Genomic DNA, 18271 nt, shown 5'->3' with positions numbered 1-18271 from the left:
CAAATTAATTCGTGCCGATTCGTGAAATTCGCGGCTGATAAACTTTGCGAACTTTGTGTTTTTGCAAAACCTCGCTGCGAAAAAAATCTTAGTGCGCTCCTATGTTTGCCCACAGATTAGGAGATTAAAAATGATTTTTTGCCACAAATTTCACAAATTATCACAAATTAATTCGTGCCGATTCGTGAAATTCGCGGCTGATAACTTTGCGAACTTTGTGTTTTTACAAAACCTCGCTGCGAAAAAAATCTTAGCGTGCTCCTATGTTTGCCCACAGATTAGGAGATTAAAAATGATTTTTTGCCACAAATTTCACAAATTATCACAAATTAATTCGTGCTGATTCGTGAAATTCGCGGCTGATAAACTTTGTGAACTTTGTGTTTTTACAAAACCTCGCTGCGAAAAAAATCATAGCGCGCTCCTATGTTTGCCCACAGATTAGGAGATTAAAAATGATTTTTTGCCACAAATTTCACAAATTATCACAAATTAATTCGTGCTGATTCGTGAAATTCGCGGCTGATAAACTTTGTGAACTTTGTGTTTTTACAAAACCTCGCTGCGAAAAAAATCATAGCACGCTCCTATGTTTGCCCACAGATTAGGAGATTAAAAATGATTTTTTGCCACAAATTTCACAAATTATCACAAATTAATTCGTGCCGATTCGTGAAATTCGCGGCTGATAAACTTTGCGAACTTTGTGTTTTTACAAAACCTCGCTGCGAAAAAAATCTTAGCGTGCTCCTATGTTTGCCCACAGATTAGGAGATTAAAAATGATTTTTTGCCACAAATTTCACAAATTATCACAAATTAATTCGTGCCGATTCGTGAAATTCGCGGCTGATAAACTTTGTGAACTTTGTGTTTTTTAAACATACTATTAGATAAAATCTTAGCGCGCTTTGCGGTAAAATTCATCCCTAATTTATAGCTCCTCAGGTTTTTGCATTGATCTATTTTCAAAGCATATTATCTTCTGCCTCTAAATCCACCACCACTAAATCCTCCACCTCCTTTAAAATTACCGCCGCCTAAACCGCCACCGCCATTTCTTTGAAAGTTTTGAAATTTTTGGGTTTGCATATCGCCTCGATCCCTGGAAGATGCAGAGCGATTAAGATCATTTGTAACATCAGGACGACCTGCTTCTCCCAGTGGCTTGTTTGGCTGTCCGAGTGTTTGATCCGCTTTTGGGAAGTTATCACGTTGTGTTTCGCCACCAATTCGGTTTGCTCCGCCAAGATTCTGATTGGGTTGGATTCTGTCACCCGTGCGGGTTGCACCGCCAAGATTCTGGTTGGGTTTATTACGCTGAATATCGTTACCTGATTTTTTTGTTGAACCCAAAGTACCTGCTTGTGACCATCCTCCGTTGCCATTGTTATAATGACTCCAGTTTCCGTTAGCATCTTTTTTATAGACATGTCCGTCGTGTCCGGCATACAAATTATTGTTAGTATGAATAGTGGTTCCACCACCTCTGCGGTGTGTAATTACACCTTCTTTACCTCCTGAAGTTTCATAACCAACTGCAGTACCGCGTCGTGTTGTAACATGCCCAGATTGCACCCATTGGCGACCGTTTGTAGCTGCAGAATGTCCCCATTGTGCATAGGCATTATGACCTTGTGCTGTTCTTGCATAATTTCCTGTCCAAGGATTATAAGAACTTGCTACAGTACGACCTCCATACCAGCCCTGCACACTTGCAGAACGTCCGTATCTTCCTGTTGCGGGATTATACCAAGCCGATGTTCCTGCTGCACCATAAGGTCCGTAAGCTCTTCTGCCTGCAGCCCAACCACCCGTCCACGGATTATAAATTGCTCCGGCACCATAAGTACAAGGCCAAGGACGATAAATTGGATATAAACCTCCATAATACATATAAGGCGGATAGAAATATCCTGTGCCATACGTTAACAGAGCACCTACTGTTGCACCAATAATAAATGCACCAAAATAACCGGCTGTTGTACTGCTTTCAACTGTTGTATCAGTTGTGGTTTGCGTTACATACGTCACATTATATACAGGTGAACTTGGCGGAATGGTATAAATTTCGCTAGGAACGGAACTAGTCACTTTCCAGGGTCCGTTAGGAGAAGTTGACATGAACCAAACGGCCTGAAAACACAAATAATACAAATCTCCTACCTTTATAACCTTATCCTGAGTATTGCTTGCGCATTGCATTTTTGTACCTTCGATAGGCTTAAACTGTGGTGTTCCGTCATAGGTAACTTTTGCCTTAGCTTCTGCATCCGCTTTGTTTATAATGGCTGTTGTGGGAACTTGGGCTAACATCACGGCATCCTGAGCTTCCTGTGTTCCGGGTACAGATGCCAGAACGTTGGCTCTTGGAGAATCTTTCGGAATCTTAGCAAAATCAGCTGGAAGACTATTTCCAGCATACGTCCACGGTCCGGTCAACTGCTTAGATTGAAACCATCTTCCGGATAATAATACATAATATTGACCATTGCCTTCGCTGGCAAAAATATCATTTTCGGTATTGTCAATATACAATAATTTGGTTCCTTCTATTTTAACAAATTTTGGAGTTCCATCTACCGCTATTAATTCAGCTGGTTTATTACTGAAGAAAACCTGAGGAGCTGTACCTGCTGTTGGCGGAGGAATCATTTTTTTTACATCATCAAAATTTTGACCTGAAGGCAAATTACTCAAACCGGTAGGCAGGTTAGTGGCTTTTGTCCATTTTCCGTCTAAAGTTTTTGAAGTAAGCCAGATATTATCGGCAAGCAAAAAGTAATCTTTTGTCGTTTTATCAAAAAACAAATCCCAATTTGTATTCACTACATATTGTATATCTGTTTTATCAACCGGCACTAAAACAGGCTCTCCCTGTACAATTAGCAAAATTGCCGGATTTGTGCTGTAGAAAATTGGAGGTGCATCGTTCTTTGCTGCAATTCCTTTTGCCGGACTTTTTGTTTGGTTTAATTCGGCCAAAATTCGATCCACAGCAATAGGATCTCCGCCTTTAGGCAGTGTTTCTTTGAACAGCTTTTCCATTTCCGGAACTTTCTTTGCATCAAGCGCAGGAAATCGCACATCAGTTACCTGAACATTTTTAAGAAAAACACTTCGGTTATCTTTATCGACTAATGTTTCTGCTTTTACAGAAGCCACGCCCAAAACTTGTTTTCCATCAGCAGGAGTTAAAGAAAAGGCAAGTCTGGCTGTAATTTCTTTATAATCTTTCCAGTCATCGACCTGAGGCTGATAATAAACCAGTTTTGTACCATTATTTGTAGTTTCTCTTGGCCAGCCGTTATCGGCAAGAGCGGTTGAATCAGAAGCGACAGACTGCGGTGCATCAGGATTTACCTGATCTTTATCTTTCTTGCAAGAGAAAAAAATTGAACTAATACAAAGTGCAACTATTAGAAACGCTTTTTTCATAAATTAAAAAATTTGATTAGTATTTTTTGAAAAATTTACTTTTACAGATATCCCCATAAAATTGTTGTGTATAAAATTAAACGTAGACAAATTATAAAGCTATTATTCAGGTGGTTAATTGGTTTCATTTTCTAAAATGAAACGTCTCTTTCAAGTTTTTATAAACGAAAAATAATTTTTGAAGAGTAACATCATAAAATAAATTAAGTACTATTATTCTTTCATGTTTAAGTAAAAATAAATATATTTGTGTGTGTAAATATTTGATTTTCAGTTGTTATAAGGGATTTTGTTAAAGATGTGTTTTGGAAGATGATAAGATTTAGCAATAATAAATAGCAGTAGTCAATTATCATGATTAATCTGAAATAGAGAATCGATAGAAAACTTAAAAACTATCTTTTGAAATGCGAAATGTATACACTGAATTTAAAAATACCGATGCTTTTTTTGTTTCTAAACACTTGTCTGTAAAGTGTTTTTGATTTATTTGAAAAACGACAATAACATACTGCTATACTTACTATTGTTAATACGTTAATCAATTATTCTATGAAAAAAATTACTTTCTTAGCATTACTGTTTCTATCTATGAGCTTTTGCGCAACATCCCAAACGCAAATGACAGATGAAGAGTTACTTACTAAAACGCAACAATACACTTTTAAATACTTTTGGGATTATGCAGATGCAAATTCCGGAATGGCACACGAGCGGCTTCCAGTATCGGGAACCCCTGGAAATACCGTTACCACTGGCGGTTCAGGATTTGGAGTAATGGCTATTTTAGTAGGAGTAGAGAGAGGATTTATAACCAGGGAACAAGGACGTCAGCGCATCGAGAAAATTGTTGATTTCTTAACCAATTCCGCTACAAATTACAAAGGAGCCTTTGCCCATTGGATCAATGGAATTACAGGAGCAACTATTCCGTTTAGTGCAAATGATAATGGAGGGGATTTGGTTGAAACCTCTTTTCTAATGGAAGGTTTGATTACGGCGCGTCAATATTTTAACCAGTCAACATCGACAGAACTAAATCTGGTCGCTAAAATCAATGTACTTTGGAAAAATGTTGACTGGAATTACTTTACATTCGGATCCAATAAGTTGTATTGGCATTGTAATAATGCGTTGCAAAATGTAATTCAAATGCCGGTGACAGGTTGGAACGAGTGTATGATAACATATTTGTTGGCGGTCGCTTCACCAACTCATTCCGTCAGTCCCAGTGTTTGGCAAAGCGGTTGGTCATCCGGTGGTACTTACCAGACCAAGAATCAAAAGTTTTATGATATTACACTTCCTATAGGCAGCGGAAGCGCAAAGGGAGGACCATTGTTTTTTTCTCATTATTCGTTTCTGGGATTTAACCCGAAGAATTTAAGAGATAGTTCGAATGATGTCAACTATTTTCAACAAAATCAGGCTCATACCTTGATAAACAGAGCCTATTGTGGACAAAACCCACTTGGATATACCGGATATGGCGTGAACAAAGCCTGGGGTTTGACTGCTTCTGATGGAAATACGGGTTATAGCGCCCATTCTCCCGGAAATGACAAAGGTGTGATTGCTCCAACAGCAGCTATTTCGGCAATGCCTTATACTCCAAAGGAATCCTTGGCAGCCCTGCGTTATTTTTATTATCAGTTGGGAAACAAAACCTGGAACGAAAAAGCAGGATTTTTAGATGCTTTCAATGAGACAGCCAATTGGAGTGATCCGTACTATTTGGCGATCGATCAGGGACCTATTATTGGTATGATTGAAAATTACCGTTCGGGTTTGCTTTGGAATTATTTTATGTCGGCTCCAGAAATTCAATTGGCATTGACCAAACTAAATTTCACAACAGATTTTTATCCGCGTGCAACAATTAGGGATCCTCTTGTTTTTGACAATTTTGAAAACGGACAAATTAACTTTACAACTCAAATTAATATCAACCCAACAAGCGACATGCAGATTACGGTGGTGGATAATCCAAGTAAAACAGGGGCTAACCAAAGTAATAAAGTGCTGAAATTTCAACGGGTTGCCAATACTGCTAAGTGGGCAGGATTTTATAGTACTCCAACTGCCACCAATTCGGAGTATAAGTATCTGTACATGAAGTATTATCGCAATAATCCGAATTCTCAAATACGGGTTAATATTTCAAATGGACCAAATAATGAATTTATGTCTCAGAGTCCATTGGATAAACAAAACGAATGGGGTGTACTGGTCTTTGATTTATTATCGAACAAAGTAAAAGATATTACCAAGTTTGGTATTCAGCCCGATTTTAGTGATAGCCGAGCAATTGGAGATATTGTTTATGTTGATGATTTGATTTTTAGTGATTCCGAAATTGATATAAACACTTTCTACAATAATCCGCCTCAAGGTTTAAAAGCAAATAATGTACAGACCAATTCTGTTTCTTTATCGTGGGATGCGCTTCCCGGAGCGACTTCTTACGATGTATTTAAAGAAGGAGTTTTTTATCAAAATGTTACGACCAATTCGGCAACTATAAGCGACCTGAATTCATTTGATATTTATGATTTAACTGTAAGAGGCAGGGATAGTCACAATCTTTATACTCAAACTAGTAATAGTGTTTATGTAGCTACAAAAGAGACAACAGTACACAAAGACCAACGGATGGCATGGTGGCGCGAAGCTCGTTTTGGGCTGTTTCTCCATTGGGGCGCTTATTCAGGACTTGCCGGACATTACCAGACTTCTACGACCGATTATTATTCGGCCTATCGTCCGGAATGGATTAATACAGACGGAACTATTAAAACCGACCCAGCTACAGGACAACCTTACAATCGTGGTCAATATGCTGAGTGGATTATGTTTGCGGCTCAGATTCCCAGAATAGAATACAAAACACGTTGGCAGCAAAATTTTACAGCACAGCACTTTAATGCTTCTCAATGGGTAAGAATGGCAAAAGATGCCGGTATGAAATATATCGTAGTTACCGCCAAACACCACGAAGGTTTTGCTTTGATGCACACGCATCACATTGGATATAATATTGAAGATGATACCAATATTTCGGCTGATGTTTTGAAGAATTTAGTGACCGAAGCTCATGCAGCCGGATTAAAAATTGGATTTTATTATTCGCAGGCTCTGGATTGGATGAATCCCGGAGGAATGGGATGGATTCCTCAAAATGCAACACCAAGTCATGAAGCTTCTTATCAGGAAATGGCACAATATACCGATAACATTGTGGTTCCTCATATCAGGACTATGATTAATGATTATAATATTGACCTGATTTGGTGGGATATGGGCGGTGGAAGTACACCCGAATTCCGTTACCGAATGATGAAAGCAATTAAAAATATCCCCGGATCGGATCGTTTGATATTCAATAACCGAATGGAAGATGGATTGACAGGAGATTTTAAAACTCCTGAACAAAGTATTCCCAATATGCCTTCAAACGGAGATGGAACAGATTGGGAAACGTGTATGACCATGAATGATAATTGGGGATATGCTGCACATGATACCCGTTGGAAAACCCAAAAAGATTTAACTCAAAAACTAATTGATATTGTGAGTAAAGGAGGTAATTTCCTTCTCAACGTAGGACCTAAAGGAGACGGAACATTTCCTGCTGAAGCAATTGACAGACTTGATGGTTTTGCCGATTGGATGAGTGTAAATAAAGAATCAATAGAAAAAGCACAACCAAGCCCATTTACCAAACAATTGCCTTGGGGAAGGGCTACCCGAAAAATAGTGGACGGAAAACAATACCTGTACCTGCATGTATTTGCCGATAATTGGCCTCAGAACGGGAAGTTGGCAGTTCCAAATCTACGCGAAGGAAGTGTAAGCAAATCGTATTTCCTTGGTGATACGACCAAAACAGCATTGAATATAAGTCCAAATAACGAAGCTTCGGGATATATTATTCCCGTCCCAGCCACTCCTCTGGATAATATTAGTACAACTATTGTCTTAGAAATGGGAACGGTTGTAGATACTTTGGACACTTTTGTCAAACAATTGGAAGATGGAACGCTCAATTTGAATGCGGGTGATGCTACCACAAACGGATTAAGTATTGAAAATGGACCAACTTACAATCTTGGATCGTGGACTAATGCCGCCAACTATGCTACATGGAAAGTTGAAGTTACGCAACCCGGAAACTTTCTTTTGGATGCAGTTGTATCAGGTTATTCGGGACAGTTTACACTGAAAGTTAACGGAGTAAATCAGGGAGCATATCCGTTTACAATTACAACAAGCGGTTTTGATAACTATCAAACCGTATCTCTTGGAACAATTAATTTGCCTGCAGGTGTTTATGACATCGAGCTGCATCGTATTTCTAATGGAGGATGGGATCCTGTAAATGTGCGTCAGATTTCGATTCATCCTCCGGTTGATCCAACTCCAATTATTACTCAAAACGCAGATTTGACGCTCGTTCTTCCTGCTCAAAGCGCCATAATGCACGGAAGCGGCATCACTATAGAACATGCCCCTAATTATAACATTGGCGGATGGACAAATGCAGCTTCTTATACAGCATGGAGAGTCAAAGTAAATGAAGCAGGTACTTATCACTGGCAAAGTGAGCTGGCGGGTTATTCCGGTAAATTTCAATTGTTGATAAAAGATAGTTTAAGTACTATTTATACATTTACCACAGCAAATAGCAGTTTTACGAACTATCAAATCAAGCAATTGGGTGATGTTTATCTGAAAAAGGGAACCTATTATATCGAGTTGCATCGTATTTCCAATGGAGGATGGGATCCTGTCAATGTACGTAATCTTACTTTCTATAAAAATCAGGTTCTAAATGCTATGAAACTAAGTCAGACAGTTTTGAGTAAAGAAGAAGAGCTGACTCTCCGTTTACAGGAAAATCCGGTACGGGGACAATTAGCCTGGAGTATAAATAAAGACGCTAAAAACGTTAAAGTAATCATCGTCAATACAGCAGGACAGATTATCAAATCTGAAGAGACTAATTGTGAAGAAGACGGCGAGAATTATATCAAAGTTTCCTCTTTAGCGTCCGGAGTTTATTATTTAACTGTAACTGTCAATAATCAGCGAAAGAGTGTAGCATTTATCAAGAAATAGAAAATCCATACTATTTATGGAAGAACGAAAAAAGCTCAATTCTTACGAATTGAGCTTTTTATAAATATCAGGATTAGATTTTTAAAGTTTACATCAGTAACCATAAAAATTTAAAATGCGATCAGTTTTGATTAATGTGAAACTGCTTTAAGACCTATGATTGAACCAACCAATGTAGTTAGAAAAACCAATCTCCAAAATTCAGCAGGTTCCTTAAAAACAAAGATTCCCATTAATACTGTTCCTACAGCTCCAATTCCCGTCCAGACAGCATAAGCAGTTCCAATAGGTAAGGTTTCAGTTGCTTTGATAAGTAACAGCATACTTACGGTTAGTGATACAAAAAAGCCTGTGTACCATAAATAAACATCCGTACCAACAGCTTCTTTTGCTTTTCCGAGACAAGTTGCAAACGAAACTTCAAACAGTCCCGCAATAATTAAAATAATCCAGTTCATATTGTTAAAATTTTATTTGGCAAAGTTCCGTTTCCTGGCATAAATAAAATTTAACAAATGATAAAAAATGAATTTATACCAGTTTTATTTATATTTTAGTCCAATGTTTTCTGGTATAATGCTGATGTAATATGAAAATAGTACAATACAATTGGACTATATTGAATATACAATCGGTATTATTTTATCTCCGCTCTTATTCTGCTTAAGCTAACTTGTGTAATTCCGAGATAAGAAGCAATATGTCCCAGTTGGATTCTTCTAATTAATTCAGGATGATACGTTAATAATTCCAAATAGCGATCAGTAGCATTTTTAAATTGACGGGAAATCAATCGTTCTTCTGTTTTTACAAGTTCAATTTCTGCAAATTTTCTGCCCCAATTTGCAATATGAATATCAGTTTCGAATAATTTTTGAAGGTTTTCTTTTTTTAATTCATAGAGTTCACAATCTTCAAGAAGCTCAATATCTTCATATCCTTTTTCATCCTGCGTATAACTTTTCATCGAAATTACAGTTTGACCTTCTTTCCCAAACCAAAAAGTAATTTCATTATCATTCTGATTTACATAAGCACGAACGATTCCTTTTTTTATAAAATAAATATTCGATTCGACTTTGCCCGCATTTAAGAGAATGTGCCCTTTTGGATATTTTATCTGAGAAATATTTAGTTTTAAGGCAGTTTTTGATTCTTCAGGTAATTTAAATATTTCGTCTAGAATTGTGTCGATTTCCATTTTGAATTTGTTTGGACAGAAGCTTTAATCTAAAGTTTGCTGAGCTTTATTAGAAAACGATAAAGTTATAAAATTTACCGTATTGAAGGATAAAAGAATCTTCGTATTGTAAGAATCAAAGCAGCTTTGATTTTAGTGTTATATCGTCAATATTTTATAAATAATAACGATATACAACATTTTATTTCATTTTTTAAATGTGTAAAACCTTGTATTTACTGGGTTTAGCGTCTTAGGCACAATTCTAGCCTTTTAGAAAGCATTTAACAACTTTAAATATAAAATCATGAAATCAATTTCTAACCAAAATTTATGGTCAAAAACTTCAAAAGGTTTTTTAGGCCTTTTAGTAATCAGTTTTTTATCATTTGCATCATGCAATAAAAAAGAAGAACCTATAAAAACAGTTGCCGAAGAGTCGACTGCAACAGCAGATTCAGCAGTAACAAAACCAGCAGATCCGCCGGCAAATTTTAAACATGAAACGGCATTGGTCAATGGTGTAAAAATTCATTATGTAATTGGCGGAAAGGGCGATCCATTAGTATTAGTTCATGGTTTTGGTCAAAACTGGTACATGTGGAATCGCCTCCTTCCGGAACTATCCAAACATTTTACGGTTATCGCACCGGATTTAAGAGGAGTAGGCGAGTCTGACAAACCGGAAGGTGGTTACGACAAAAAAACGATGGCAACAGATATTCACGAACTGGTCAAAAAACTTGGCTACACAAATATCAATCTTGCAGGTCACGATATTGGGTTAATGGTAGCGTATGCTTATGCGGCGCAATATGGCAGCGAAGTAAAAAAGATAGCTTTAATGGATGCTTTGCTTCCGGGAATTGAGCCGGTTTGGTCAAAAGTATCAGCTTCAGCATGGTGGTTTGGATTTTTTGCATGGCCAGCTTCCGGAGATATTGTTAAGGGAAAAGAAAAAGAGTTTTTGACCAATTTCTGGCCAATGGTTGGACACGTAAAAGATCCTTTTACACCAGAAGAAACAGCTGAATTCGTGAGAGCGTATGCAGTAAAAGATGCAGCAAAATCAAGTTTTAAATGGTTCGGAAATTTTCCGCAGGACGGAAAAGACAATTTAATCTTTATGAAAACAAAACTAAAAATGCCTTTGCTCGCTATGGGAGGAGAATATTTTGCGGCAGCATTCTTAAAAGACCATTCAAAATTGGTTGCAGAGAATGTAACGGAGTCCAAAATTGCAGGTTCAGGACATTGGCTGGTTCAGGAAAATACGGCTCAGGTTCAAAAAGATTTATTGGCTTTTTTCCTTGCAAAATAACTTTAGCATAATAAAATAATCATCATGAAAACTCAAAAGAACATCTTAGGTTTTGCATTCGTAGTATTGCTTTTTTTGTGTAATACGGCAATGTACGCACAGTTTCCAATGCCGGATCATGTCCCAATTTGGGATGCTAACAAAGTGGTTTTAAAACTGAATAAAATCTCAGAAAATGTTTATTCGGTTGCGCCGGAAACTGCTGAAACTGAAACCACAAAAGGTATCGCACAAGCGACTTCGGCAGGATTTATTGTAGGTGATAAAGGCGTTTTGCTTATCGAAACTATGTTATGCAAAAGACTTTATGACCAGCTTTATAAATTAATTAGAAGTGTGACTGATAAGCCAATCGTTTATGCCATAAATACCAGCGATCACGGCGATCATTGTTTTGGAAATTATTTGCTTCCAAAAGAAACAATTGTTATTCAGAATCAATTCTGCAAAGACAATCTTTCTAAAAATTACGATAATATCAAACAGTTTATGATTATGCTTTTTGGTAAAGGAAGAGGAATTGAAGAAAGCGTTTATCGTCCCGCAGATATTACAATCTCAATCAATGAAACCATGAAAGTTGATATGGGAAAAGGAAATATCGTAGAAATTATAAACGTTGGAACGGCACAATCTCCGGCAGATTTATTCGTGTATTTAAAATCGGCTATGGGAAATGTATTGTGGGCAGGAAATCCTTTTATTGCTGAAAGTCCAACGATTCCGTGGTTGTTTGATGGCTATTTTCTGGAACCGGTTAACAATCTGAATAAAATTTATAACATGATTGGCGATAAAGATGTTGTAGTTCCCGGTCATGGCCGAGTTACGAATAAAGCAGGAATAAAATATACCATTGATTATGTCGAAGCATTAAAAACAAATGTTGAAGCGGCAGTCAAAAACGGTCTGACTTTAGAGCAAACAAAGACTTCGGTTACAATGAAAGAATTTGATAAAGGATACGAACTTTTCAATTGGCTTCATTTTAATTTCAATGTTCCAAATGCTTATAAAGACATTAAAGAAAATGGAAAGAAATAAGTTTCTATTTTATAAATAAAATAATAAACATAACTCGTTGGGTGTAATTGCAGAAATTTCATTTAACACATAATCGCGGAGCTCAATGTCATTAAGTTAAGCTTAAACACAATATTGTCATTTCGACGGAGGAGAAATCACACGCGTAATTCGACAAAGATTGGGGCTTATCGGTACGTAGCTACTAGTGTGATTTCTCCTCCGTCGAAATGACAAAACCTTTGGGATTTTGCACCTTTGCTAGAGATTAAAAAAGTAAAACGCCTTTTTTGAGTTTGCAAAATCTATCACGAAGCTTCGGGACTATGCGTTAAAACTAATTACCCCAACGAATTAAAATTAATAATAAGATTATGAAAAATCAAGATAAAACGTGGTTTATAACCGGAACTTCCCAAGGAATTGGACTCATTTTGGTCAAACAATTATTGGCACAAGGATATAATGTAGCCGCAACGGTAAGAAATGTTAAATCATTAAAGAAAGCTGTTGGAATTTCGTCGCCAAACTTTCTTCCGCTTGAGGTCGATTTGGTCAATGAATCAAGCGTAAAACAAGCGGTAAAAGATACTTTGGCACAATTTGAATCTATTGAATATCTAGTAAATAATGCCGGATACGGTTTAATAGGCGGGATCGAGGAAAGTTCTGACGCGGAGGTACGAGCCAATTTTGATGTCAATGTATTTGGATTGCTAAATGTGACCAGAGCAATTTTGCCACATATGAGAGCAGCAAAATATGGACATATTATAAATCTTTCTTCTGTATTTGGATTACTTGCCGGCGCTGGCTGGGGAATATATTGCAGTACAAAGTTTGCAGTAGAAGCGATCTCTGAGGCACTTGTACAAGAGGTCAAACCCTTCGGGATAAAGGTAACGCTTATTGAACCGGGTTATGTTCGCACGAATTTTTTAAACAGCAGTTCGTTGATCACATCTTCGGAACCAATCGAGGCTTATACGGGAATTCGTGATGCTGTGCGTTCGCATCAGGAAGATCTTCCGGGAAAACAATTGGGTGATCCCGAAAAAGTAGCTGCATTAATTGTAGAAGTTACAAAATGGCCGGAACCGCCGCTTCATTTATTGACGGGATCTGACGCGTATCAATTCGCTAATTATAAAATCGATTCCTTAAAAAATGAAATCGAAGCGAATAAAGATTTTACTTTTTCTACAGATTTTGGAGCTTAAACCCATATTGTCATTCGACCGAAGGAAGAAATCGCTTTACGGATTCGCGTTTCGTCGCTCTCTGGATGTGATTTCTCCCTTCGGTCGAAATGACAAAACCTTTGCGTCTTTGCGTCTTTGCGCGAAATTTATTCACGATAGCATTATAGATTTTTCCTTAGTTTAATGACATTGCCTGAAGACTGCTTTGTGCATTTTGATAAGTGAAACGCCTTATTTTCAGTAAACAAAACTATGTTTCTATGTGTTAAAAATAATCGCATGATTGCGTTGTTATTCTATTTTCAATTCTTTTTTTGATATTGGAAGTTCCGGTAAAAACTCGATTTTCAATATCGTTCCATTATTGTTTTCCATCGTGAATTTAGCGTCCAAATCGGCACTTAATCCTTTGATTAAACTTAACCCGAAAGAATTGATTTTTTTTGAAGAAAAGTCACCGTCGATACCAATTCCGTTATCCTGAATGGTCAGTAAATAATAGTTTTCTGTTGTTGCTTCGAGCGTTACATAAATCATTCCGTTATGATCGTCCGGAAAAGCATATTTGATTGCATTTGTAATGGCTTCATTCAAAATAAGTCCTAACGGAATTGCTTGTGCAACATCTAATTCTAAGGAATCAACTTTGATTTCAAAACGAATTCTTTGACCAAGATTAAACGATACTTTCAAATATTCGATTAATTCCCGAATATAATTGGACATATTTATAGTCGAAATATTATCAGAATTATAGAGTTTCTGATGTATCAATGACATAGAATGAATCCTATGCTGACTATTTTTTATTGCTGACAACGCCATATCATTATCCAAATATGCCGATTGAGAATTCAAAAGACTGATAACCGTTTGAAGATTGTTTTTCACCCGATGATGAATCTCTTTTAAAAGCCATTCTTTTTCATTCAGTAAATGCCTCAGATTAGTATTTTTCTGTTTGATTTCCTTTTCTTTAAGTTCCAGTTTAGCATGATTTCGTTTCTTTAATCGGTATCGGTTATAAAGCAAACCAATTGTGATTGATAGTAAAATCAAACTCCAGATCGACAGATTATTTAAGAGTTTTGATTTTTGCAATTCACTTTTTTGCAATGAAGACTGATTGTTTAAAAAGTTTATTTTTTGCTCTTTATTTAAAGTTTCATATTGAATTTTGAGCTCTTCAATTTGTTTGTTTTTGGAGAAATCCACCAAAGAATCATTAATTTTTTTATAAAGCTGAAAATGCTTCAACGCCGATTGATAATTGCCATTCAAAGAATCTGTTATAGACAACGAAAGTTCCAGATTTTGTGAAATATAATTTCTTTTATACGCTTTTGATAACGCCAGAATCTTGTCTGCATAAAATTTAGCTTCCACAGGTCTATGTCTGTGAGCATAAAAAGCAGTCATTGCCGAATAGGAATTTAATACATCAAATATCGTTTCAGGACCGGTAAGCTTTTGTGCGCAGAGATCCATTTCTTTAAAATAGTTTTCTGCCAATGCATAATTCTTTAAGTTTTCATAACAAACGGCTCTGACATGATTAACAATCATTTTATCAAAAAGATCTTTTGGCGGATATTTCAGTACAATCGAATTGATATAATCAACCGCTTCCTGAGTTTTTCCTCTTGAAGAAAGTGCCGAAACAAGACTCACAAAACTTCTGTAAAATCCACCGCTGTTAATGTTTTGATGTCCGGCTTCTATGCTTTTTTTATATAAATCCAGTGCTTCTTCATAATGACCAAGTGTGAGATATACATTGCCAAAACGGAGATAGAAAATATCAGCAAAGTTATAATCGTTGATAGTTTCCATTGTTTTTATACTTTTTAGAGCATAGTATAAGGCACTTTTGGTATTGTATCGCAAAAGCTCGACATAGGATATTGTAGCTTCGGTAAAGTGCGTATGTTTAAAACCATATTGGCGTTGGTAATATAAACTTTGGTAAAACTCTTTAAGAGCCAGTTTGATATTTCCGGTCCAATAATGCACAGTTATAAGCTTCATGTGCATTTCTATTTTTTTATCGTCCAGCCCTAATTCCGTGTATAATTTTATAACTTCATTTAAAAGAATTTCTTTCTGCGGATCTGTGTTTGGTAAAAATACTGCCTGATTTGCAAGAGCATCAGCCAATGCTTTTTTATCATTTTGTTTTTTGCATTCGGCTACGACTTTTGCAAAACAATTTTTGCTTTCGTCTAAATTATTCGCCTGAGCATAATATTTCCCCAGAAGCATTAAACTCTGATGTTGCAATTTCTGAATTTTAAGCGTATTGCTAAGTTCAAGTGCTTGTTTGATATTCGAAAAAGCATTTTGAAGATCTTCCGGTTTTTTTCCGGGTTTAAAAAGATAAAAACTTCCAAGCTGAAGCAATAGTTTAATTCGATCCGAGTCTTTTGAATTTTCTAAAAGTCGTTTTACCGCGTTGATATTTCCTTTTTCAATAAATTCAGTTCCAATTATAATGCTTCCTTTATTGTCATTATATCCTTCGTCATAACTTAGCGAAAGCGGTAAATTATAAGCTTTTGCCGCTAAAACTGCCGAACTGTCTTCGTCAATTTTTCCTTGATTTTTGCCATACAAAAACATAGAGCAAAGTTGTATCAACACTCTCTTTTTCCTGATATCGTAGTGCGCTGTTGAGGAAGGTAATTGCGAAAATGAAGGGAAGGAAAGAGTAATAAGGAAAAGAAAACAGTAAAATTTTTTCATGAATTACTAAGTGTTTATAACAGTGGTTTTTATAGTAATCAAATATAGAAATAAACAAAGAGAATTGTTAATTTTATGAGGATTAAACTGAAATAATGGAGTAATTTATGATTATAGCATTAGAAGAGAGATGATTTTTAGAAATAATGATTTTCGAATGTATAATTTTCAGAATATTTATTTCTTTTTATTACATTATAAGTTAATATTTTTCTTTTAAAGCAGGGTTGATAGATTGAATATAAAAAAATCCGTTTTATCCGCGTTTTCGCTTTAGCGAATCAGTTAAATCCGCGTCTTTATAATGACGCGGATAAAACAGATTTACTTCGTAAAAACGCGGATAAAAACGGATTTTTAAATTTGATGCGTAAAAAAACTGCGTAAAAATTATTAGTTTTTACGCAGTTTATGTTTTAAAAATGCTGGATTTAATTAACCGTGAGCAGCCACGGAAACATCAGCCCATTCTTCCCAGGTTGCAAGTTTTTGTTCGTAGGTTTGTTTTGCAAATGGCAATGCAACTTTTCCTAAGAATAAACGTAATGGAGGATTTTCTGCTTCAACCAATTTAACAATTGCCGGAACGGTAGCGCTTGTTTTTCCAAAAGAATCAGAATTGTCTTGTTCAGCAATTGCTTTTTTGATTCCGTCGTAAGCATCAATGCTTTCGCTGTTGAATCCGTTACCCCAGATATCAGTTACATAACCGTTTGGTTCAACCAAAGTAACATTGATTCCAAATTGTTTTACCTCTTGAGATAATGTTTCAGTAAGACCTTCCACCGCAAATTTAGAAGCATTATAAAGACCTAAATTTGGCAAAGTTGCTATTCCTAAAATAGAAGAAACCTGAATGATATGACCGCTTTTTTGGTTTCTCATAATTGGTAAAACCGCTTGTGTTAACCAAAGTGTTCCAAAGAAATTAGTTTCAAATTGTGCTCTGGCTTCTTTTTCGCTTGCTTCTTCAACAGCGCCATTTAAAGCGTAACCGGCATTATTGATAAGGATGTCTATAGTTCCAAAATGTTCTTTTACTTTTTGTACAACAGCAAACGAATCTGCACGATTGTTTACGTCAAGCGTAAGTGGCAAAATTGCATCTCCGTATTTAGCTTTCAAATCCTGAAGAGATTCMATATTTCGGGCTGTTGCAGCTACCTTGTATCCTTTTTCTAAAAATGCTTCTGTCCAGGCTCTTCCAAATCCTTTTGTTGATCCTGAAATTAAAATTGTTTTTGACATGATTTCTTAATTGTTAATTGTTAATGGTGAATTGTTAATTGATATTGAACTTATTTTTTTATTGCTATTGATATTTAAAAAGACCGAACGGTCATTTTTATGGTAAAAAAAATTTAGATGCTGTTTTCTTCTATTATTTTTTTTAGGGTTTTAATGATTACTTTCATCTTGTCATTATTGCCGGACATTCTCGAAATTAAGTGACCGCCTTCCATCATGGCAAACATAACGATTGCAAATTCTTCAGCATTCCATTCTGGTTTAAACTCACCGTTGGCGATTCCTTTGTTGACACTATTCGCTAATAATTGTTGATTAGCGTTACATCCTTTGTTTATTTTTTCCTTTACAATAGGGTTGGTGTCATCAGCTTCAGTACCAAAATTCAGTAAAGGACATCCTCCCGCAAGAGGTGGATTTACAGCATTACTAAAGAAGTCAATATAAGTAAAAAGCTCTCCTTTTGCCGTTTTGCTTTTGCTGATTTCAAAGAGAAGTTTATCGCCCAGTATTTTCATATTATGATCTACTGCGGCACAAGCCAATACATCTTTGTTCTCAAAATGAACATACATACTTCCTTTAGACAACTTTGTAGCCTCCATAATATCACTCATAGCGGTGGCGGCAATCCCTTTTGTATTAAAAATCGGGGCGGCTTTTTCTATAATGAATTGTTTGGTTTCTTCTCCCTTTGTCATGGTAGTTTTCATTTTACGAGTACAAATATATGACCGATTGGTCATTTACGCAAATGTTTTTGAAATTTTGTGATAAGTTTCACATTTTTTAGTAAAGTATTATTGCCACGAAGGCACTAAGACACAAAGTTTTTTCTTTCACGCAGATTTTAAAAAGATTTAAGCAGATATTGCAGATTATTTTCAATCAGTTTGTTTCGCCTGGATTTAAATTTAAAAAATCTATTTAAAATCAGCTTAAATCTGCTCCCGATAGCTATCGGGATTGCGAGATTCTTTTAAAATAAAACTTTGTGTCT

10 protein-coding genes are annotated in these 18271 nt (G+C 36.1%); 4 read left to right on the top strand and 6 right to left on the bottom strand.

The features are described from left to right. Positions 1-977 precede the first annotated feature (977 nt). On the bottom strand, positions 978-3437 hold the full coding sequence (locus EAH81_RS10905; protein ID WP_241676552.1) for a hypothetical protein: 2460 nt from the start codon (positions 3435-3437) through the stop codon (positions 978-980). Between the two features lie 552 nt (positions 3438-3989). On the opposite strand from EAH81_RS10905, the gene EAH81_RS10900 reads away from it, so the two are divergent. Continuing rightward, on the top strand, positions 3990-8555 hold the full coding sequence (locus EAH81_RS10900; protein WP_140506861.1) for an alpha-L-fucosidase: 4566 nt from the start codon (positions 3990-3992) through the stop codon (positions 8553-8555). A gap of 131 nt (positions 8556-8686) precedes the next feature. Here EAH81_RS10900 and EAH81_RS10895 read toward each other — a convergent pair whose 3' ends face one another. Further along, complete coding sequence (locus tag EAH81_RS10895; RefSeq protein ID WP_140506859.1) at positions 8687-9013, bottom strand: DMT family transporter; 327 nt, start codon at positions 9011-9013, stop codon at positions 8687-8689. A 179-nt stretch (positions 9014-9192) separates the two neighbouring features. Continuing rightward, on the bottom strand, positions 9193-9756 hold the full coding sequence (locus tag EAH81_RS10890; protein WP_140506858.1) for a Crp/Fnr family transcriptional regulator: 564 nt from the start codon (positions 9754-9756) through the stop codon (positions 9193-9195). 286 nt (positions 9757-10042) lie between these two features. Here EAH81_RS10890 and EAH81_RS10885 point away from each other — a divergent pair, with 286 nt between their 5' ends. The 3 genes from EAH81_RS10885 to EAH81_RS10875 all read left to right on the top strand — a co-directional run bounded on the left by EAH81_RS10885 (position 10043) and on the right by EAH81_RS10875 (position 13299). Further along, on the top strand, positions 10043-11056 hold the full coding sequence (locus EAH81_RS10885; RefSeq protein WP_140506856.1) for an alpha/beta fold hydrolase: 1014 nt from the start codon (positions 10043-10045) through the stop codon (positions 11054-11056). A gap of 24 nt (positions 11057-11080) precedes the next feature. Further along, positions 11081-12100 carry an MBL fold metallo-hydrolase gene (locus EAH81_RS10880; protein WP_140506854.1) on the top strand — a complete coding sequence of 340 codons (1020 nt, stop codon included), beginning with the start codon at positions 11081-11083 and terminating at the stop codon, positions 12098-12100. Positions 12101-12453: 353 nt separating this feature from the next. Then, positions 12454-13299: an oxidoreductase gene (locus EAH81_RS10875; protein ID WP_140506852.1), complete on the top strand. Its 846-nt coding sequence runs from the start codon at positions 12454-12456 to the stop codon at positions 13297-13299. A gap of 273 nt (positions 13300-13572) precedes the next feature. Here EAH81_RS10875 and EAH81_RS10870 read toward each other — a convergent pair whose 3' ends face one another. From EAH81_RS10870 to EAH81_RS10860, 3 genes are all read right to left on the bottom strand, one after another. Then, positions 13573-16023: a histidine kinase dimerization/phosphoacceptor domain -containing protein gene (locus EAH81_RS10870; protein WP_140506850.1), complete on the bottom strand. Its 2451-nt coding sequence runs from the start codon at positions 16021-16023 to the stop codon at positions 13573-13575. 435 nt (positions 16024-16458) lie between these two features. Next, positions 16459-17271, bottom strand: coding sequence for an SDR family NAD(P)-dependent oxidoreductase (locus tag EAH81_RS10865; protein WP_140506848.1), 813 nt, complete (start codon positions 17269-17271; stop codon positions 16459-16461). A 113-nt stretch (positions 17272-17384) separates the two neighbouring features. Further along, positions 17385-17972 (bottom strand): TetR/AcrR family transcriptional regulator, encoded by a 588-nt coding sequence (locus EAH81_RS10860; protein WP_140506846.1) that lies wholly within the window; start codon positions 17970-17972, stop codon positions 17385-17387. Positions 17973-18271 lie beyond the last annotated feature (299 nt).

It is taken from the genome of Flavobacterium pectinovorum (genome assembly GCF_006438875.1).
Classification (GTDB): Bacteria; Bacteroidota; Bacteroidia; order Flavobacteriales; family Flavobacteriaceae; genus Flavobacterium; species Flavobacterium pectinovorum_A.
The sequence above is the reverse complement of the archived record's forward strand: the minus strand, read 5'-3'. Positions and strand labels throughout refer to the sequence as shown.

Excerpts from the sequence above, each read along its gene's own strand:
- EAH81_RS10905 (WP_241676552.1), bottom strand. The coding sequence starts at position 3,437 with ATGAAAAAAGCGTTTCTAATAGTTGCACTTTGTATTAGTTCAATTTTT.
- EAH81_RS10900 (WP_140506861.1), top strand. The coding sequence starts at position 3,990 with ATGAAAAAAATTACTTTCTTAGCATTACTGTTTCTATCTATGAGCTTT.
- EAH81_RS10895 (WP_140506859.1), bottom strand. The coding sequence starts at position 9,013 with ATGAACTGGATTATTTTAATTATTGCGGGACTGTTTGAAGTTTCGTTT.
- EAH81_RS10890 (WP_140506858.1), bottom strand. The coding sequence starts at position 9,756 with ATGGAAATCGACACAATTCTAGACGAAATATTTAAATTACCTGAAGAA.
- EAH81_RS10885 (WP_140506856.1), top strand. The coding sequence starts at position 10,043 with ATGAAATCAATTTCTAACCAAAATTTATGGTCAAAAACTTCAAAAGGT.
- EAH81_RS10880 (WP_140506854.1), top strand. The coding sequence starts at position 11,081 with ATGAAAACTCAAAAGAACATCTTAGGTTTTGCATTCGTAGTATTGCTT.
- EAH81_RS10875 (WP_140506852.1), top strand. The coding sequence starts at position 12,454 with ATGAAAAATCAAGATAAAACGTGGTTTATAACCGGAACTTCCCAAGGA.
- EAH81_RS10870 (WP_140506850.1), bottom strand. The coding sequence starts at position 16,023 with ATGAAAAAATTTTACTGTTTTCTTTTCCTTATTACTCTTTCCTTCCCT.
- EAH81_RS10860 (WP_140506846.1), bottom strand. The coding sequence starts at position 17,972 with ATGACAAAGGGAGAAGAAACCAAACAATTCATTATAGAAAAAGCCGCC.